This is a genomic window from Parazoarcus communis SWub3 = DSM 12120 (assembly GCF_003226565.1).
Taxonomy (GTDB): Bacteria; Pseudomonadota; Gammaproteobacteria; order Burkholderiales; family Rhodocyclaceae; genus Parazoarcus; species Parazoarcus communis.
In genome coordinates, this window is sequence record NZ_QKOE01000055.1 from 1 (window position 1) to 2,210 (window position 2,210).

Sequence of the window (2,210 nt, forward strand, 5' to 3'; positions counted from 1 at the left end):
GCCCGTACGGCGAGCCCAACGTCACCACCGGTGCGCGGTTCCGGTACACGGGGCAGCAGTACCTGGGCGAGCTGAACCTGTACTACTACAAGGCACGGTTCTACTCGCCGGCACTCGGGCGCTTCCTTCAGACGGACCCGATCGGCACGGCCGATGATCTGAACCTGTATGCGTATGTGGGGAACAACCCGGTCAACTTCAGTGATCCGACGGGGTTGGCCGCGGCCGACCTAAGGCTGTTTGCTGGAAAGGTGGGTGGAGTGATGATGGATGCCGGTCAGGCTGCAATGCCGACCGGTGAAGAGATTTCGGTAATGACCGGGATCGGCGGTGCAGCGCTCATTGAGCCGACACCGTTTGGAGAGGTTGGGTTCGTGGCGAGTGCTGGTGTCGTAGGGCTGCGTGGGCTTTTGCGTGCGGCTGATGTAATCTACGATGCCGTAAAGGGGGTAGCGAACCTCAACCCCGCCTCGGTTCGGTTCAGTCAATCCTCGGTGAATGGGGTTGAAGGGATTGCGGCGAGCATGCGCGCGAATGGCTGGCAGGGTGCTCCGATTGATGTGGTCCGAATGGGCGACGGTGCATTGACAACCTTTGATAACACTCGTGTGTTGGCTGCGCAAAGAGCTGGCATCGACGTTCAGGCGGTTATTCGGGAGGCGGGAGAGGCGTTCCCAGCTGGTCGGTGGACACCGAGAAATGGTATTCAACCGGCGACATGGGAGGATGCGGTCCGAGCGCGTATCCAACAGCAAAACAGTGGGTTCAGAAATACGTACCCGAATGGTTCACCGTACACCGGATCGACGCAATGAAGACTCTCGATTTGCTTACGGAGAAAGAGGGGCCGCAAGGCTTCTGCTACCCACGCCAGTTCAAGCGTGTCGTCGAGTTAGGGCTAAGCGACCTCGAGCCATGGTACTTGCTGGAAGGAAGACTCCTGCGAGACACGATGGCTGGGCTTGCTGAAAGATATCCGCAGCGAAAGCTCGTACCCTTTGCTCGTCGACAGGACAACGATGATGTCGCGTGCTGGCAAGTCGGCAAAGACGATGCAGTATTTGTCATTCATGACTTCGCCTCACCTGGTTGGGAACAACGCGCTCAATTTGCCAGCTTCTACGACTGGCTTCGACGTGCTGTTGAAGACTTTATCGAGTTCGACAGTTGACGGGTTCCTGATTCAGGTCGGTGCTCTTCAAGAACTCGGGCGGCACCTGAGCGGTCAGCCACACGCCGTTGTCGGCTAGGAAGAACTTGAAGCCCTGCGCATGCATGCGCAGGGCCTCGACCTTGAGGATGGCCGGCTTGCCGTGACGCTGAGCGACGCGGTGCGCGGTTGCTTCATCAGCAGACAGGTGCACCTGTTGGCGTGATTGCGGCTTCAACCCCTCCACCAGAATTAAGTCGACAAACCGCGTTGCGGTCCCGTGATACAGAATGCTCGGCGGCTGCCGGGGCGACAGCCCGAGCTCTACCGAAACTGAGTGCCCTTGAGCGGCGCGAATGCGCTGCCCATCGGCCGAAATAGAAAACCGCTTCTTGTCGCTGGTCTCGACGACATGCAGCAAGTCCTCCCTGCTGAACCGGGTCCCGGCGGCATCGCTCTTGGCGATCAACTCATCAATGGAGGTCCAGCCTTGCGGGTCCAGCTTCAAGCCGATGGCATCGGGCTTGTGGCGAAGAACAAAGCTCAGGAACTTGCTGAACTGGGCGACGTGGGATTGCATCAGCGCTTGCCTTTGTCCTTCTTCTCGTCCGGCATGACGAAGCCGATTGGGTAGTTGGGTGGATAGGGCGGGGTCATAAGTTCGTGGATCGAAACGTGTAATAGAAATAATAGGGGACACCCATTAGCCGGCCGGTGTCAAGCGAGCAAACGAATCCATGGCGGTGCCAGCCGCCGGTTTTGAAACTCTCTCTCCGCTTGCAGTTGCCGATCACGCCCGTTTCTTCAAATCATGGCTGCGGCGAATCGCGCCAGACACCCATCAGGATCAAGCAAACGGCGATGAATCTGCCTGTCGCCCTGGCGGCTTCGCTGCCCCAGAGAGGAAATAGGGGAAGAGGAAATAGGGGACGCACCAGAATGGCACTAAGTTAAGCCCTCGTAGCACGTTTGGCGCAACATGCCATTGGCGTATCGTGAGATAATCTGGCATGACAAATGCCACGCTCTTTCTGCCCGGTTTTCACCTTGCCACCCTGCG

The 2,210-nt window shown here is 58.2% G+C and carries 3 protein-coding genes; 2 read left to right on the top strand and 1 reads right to left on the bottom strand.

The features are described from left to right. Both DNK49_RS22870 and DNK49_RS22875 read left to right on the top strand, forming a co-directional pair. Window positions 1–815: RHS repeat-associated core domain-containing protein (locus DNK49_RS22870; RefSeq protein WP_165843424.1), on the top strand; the 815-nt coding region annotated here is incomplete at its 5' end. Then, window positions 812–1,171: a hypothetical protein gene (locus DNK49_RS22875; protein WP_110530370.1), complete on the top strand. Its 360-nt coding sequence runs from the start codon at window positions 812–814 to the stop codon at window positions 1,169–1,171. The genes DNK49_RS22870 and DNK49_RS22875, both read left to right, overlap by 4 nt. Here DNK49_RS22875 and DNK49_RS22880 read toward each other — a convergent pair. Next, window positions 1,152–1,730, bottom strand: a complete 579-nt coding sequence (locus tag DNK49_RS22880) for an RNA 2'-phosphotransferase (RefSeq protein ID WP_110530372.1) — start codon at window positions 1,728–1,730, stop codon at window positions 1,152–1,154. The two genes, DNK49_RS22875 and DNK49_RS22880, sit on opposite strands and share 20 nt — an antisense overlap. Between the last annotated feature and the right edge of the window lie 480 nt (window positions 1,731–2,210).

What these genes read in the sequence shown, in the direction of transcription:
- DNK49_RS22875 (WP_110530370.1), top strand. Translation starts at nt 812, where the DNA reads ATGAAGACTCTCGATTTGCTTACGGAGAAAGAGGGGCCGCAAGGCTTC.
- DNK49_RS22880 (WP_110530372.1), bottom strand. Translation starts at nt 1,730, where the DNA reads ATGCAATCCCACGTCGCCCAGTTCAGCAAGTTCCTGAGCTTTGTTCTT.